This window comes from Streptomyces sp. NPDC005070 (assembly GCF_053600395.1).
This window is the reverse complement of the sequence record NZ_JBSFZS010000390.1, coordinates 1-2,196: the sequence shown is the minus strand read 5'-3', so window position 1 is coordinate 2,196 and position 2,196 is coordinate 1. Positions and strand designations below refer to the sequence as shown.

Here is a 2,196-nt window from a genome sequence, read left to right as displayed (position 1 = left end):
GTCGAGACCGGCGAGTCCGGGGTCGGGGCGGCGCAGCAGGCCCACGGGGGGCAGTGCGCCGCGTCCGAGGCTCTCCACGACCAGCGCGGTGTCGATGAGCGCCGAGCATTCGAAGGCGTTGCCGATGGTGCCCTTCGAGCCGGTGACGGGCAGGCTGCCCACGCGGGGCAGTACCGCCCGGGTCTCCACGCGGTCGAGGCGGTCGGAGCCCGCGCCGTGTGCCCACCAGACGGTGGGCGTGGTGTCCGCGTCGGCGAGTACGGTGTCGACGACGAGTCGCGCGGAGGCCGTGACGTCGGCGGCGACCAGCACCTCGCAGCCGGCGAGCCGGGCGCGGGCCGTGCCGCGCGCGGTGTCGGCGCGCTCCAGGAGGACGGCGGCGGCACCCTGGCCGAGCAGGGTCCCCGACCTGTCGGCGTCGAAGGGTCCGGCGCCCGCGGTGGCGCGTGTGCCGAGGGGGTCGTCCTGGTCGAAGGCGGCCATCGCGGTGGCCGTGAGGGGTGCTCCGACGCCCACGACGAGCATCCGGTCGAGTTCGCCGCTCTCCAGCAGCCGTACGGCGAGGGCCAGTGCGCCCGTGCCGCCGGCCGCGGCCTCGCCGTATACGGCGACGTTGGAGCCCCGGAATCCGCTGGCCATGGAGACGAACTGGCCGAGCTGGGAGGGGATGCCGCGGATGTAGGAGTAGTCGGGAACCTCGTCGTGGAGGAACTTCGCGAGGGGCCTGGGGTCGTCGCGGAAGCGGGAGGCGAGCTGCGGGATGACGTCGCTCAGCTCGTCGCTGCTGCTGCCCACGGCCATGACGGTGCCGCCGCGTACGTCTTCCGTGTCGCCGGCGATCCCGGCCTGTTCCAGTGCCTGGCGGGCGACGGCGACAGCCCAACGGGCCGACTGGTTGGCGTACTTGCCGGCGTTGGCCCAGTCACGGCCGGCGGGCCAGGTGATCTCCGTGGTGTCGACCGAGGCCGCCGGCCACGGCAGTGCGGGGGCGGGCCCGTCGTGGCCGCCGGTGTCGAAGAAGGTCTTGCCCGCCGCCATGGCCTCCCACAGCCGGGCCGCGCCGAGGCCCGCCGGGGAGATCACGCCGATACCGGTGACCACGATGTCGGGACGGTCCTGCCGCCCGGCGCGTTCTCCCGTCACGCCGGCGGCCTCCGCGGTGGCACGTTCACTCGGCACGCCGGCCTCCGCCGCTGATGCCGCCCCACAGGCGGTATCCGCCGTCCACGGTGATGGTCTGCCCGGCGATCCAGGAGGCCTCCTCCAGACAGAGCAGGGCGACCACGTCGGCGCTGTTCTCCGGGGTGGTCATGCGGTCCCCGGGCCACGGAGAGACGGACAGTTCCTTGGTGACGCCATGGGCGAAGTCGGGGCGGACCTTGAAGACCCCGGTCTGGACGAGTCCGGGACGTACGCAGTTGGCGACGATGCCGTACGGCGCCAGCTCGTAGGAGAGGTAGTCGGTCAGCGCCTCGAGTCCCGCCTTGGCCGCGGCGAAGAGTCCGGCGCGCGGGATGATGCGCGTGGTCGTGGAGTTGGTGATCGTGATGAAGCGGGCTCCCTCGCGCTCACGCATCAGCGGGAGAGCGTGCTTGGCGAGCAGCCAGGTGGCCCGGGAGTTGGTGTCCTGCACGAACTGCCAGTCGCCGAGGGAGGCTTCGGTGAGCCGGGCGAACTTGGTGGCGGCCGCGTTCTGGACGAGGATGTGCAGGTCCTGGTGGATCTCGCCGATCTCCGTGATCAGGTTCTCGATCTCGGCGGGCTCGCTGAGGTCGGCGCGGTGCAGGGTCACTTCCGTACCCGACTCGCCGAGTTCTTGGGCCAGTTCCTTGGCCGGGCCCTCCCGGTCGACGTAGTTGATGGCCAGGGTGGCTCCCCAGGCCGCGAGTTTGCGGGTGATGCCCGCGCCGATGCCACGGGATCCGCCGGTCACCAGGGCCACCCGCCCCTTGAGGGGCTGGTACTGACTGTCCATCACTGAACCCTTTCCACGGTTGCGGTCCGCTGCGCGGCGTGCCGCAGCACGACGACGCTCATGCGTCCGATGGCGTACGTGCGGTCGTTCTCGTCGAACACCCTGCGTGTGGTCTCGACCAGGCCGATCCGGTCGTCGATCTCCTCGGCCCGGTCGGTGGCGGTGGTGAACCAGAACGGGGTGTCGGGGTACAGCGGCCTGACGAAGTCCCAGCTCAGTCT

At 71.9% G+C, this 2,196-nt stretch carries 3 protein-coding genes; all 3 read right to left on the bottom strand.

What is annotated here, in order from left to right:
- Positions 1-1,179, bottom strand: a 1,179-nt coding sequence (locus tag ACWEBX_RS39400; RefSeq protein ID WP_451889514.1) for a beta-ketoacyl synthase N-terminal-like domain-containing protein, incomplete at its 3' end; no start/stop codon positions are given.
- Positions 1,169-1,975, bottom strand: a complete 807-nt coding sequence (locus tag ACWEBX_RS39395) for an SDR family NAD(P)-dependent oxidoreductase (protein WP_451889513.1) — start codon at positions 1,973-1,975, stop codon at positions 1,169-1,171. The genes ACWEBX_RS39400 and ACWEBX_RS39395, both read right to left, overlap by 11 nt.
- Positions 1,975-2,196: hypothetical protein (locus tag ACWEBX_RS39390; protein WP_451889512.1), on the bottom strand; the 222-nt coding region annotated here is incomplete at its 5' end. The genes ACWEBX_RS39390 and ACWEBX_RS39395, both read right to left, overlap by 1 nt.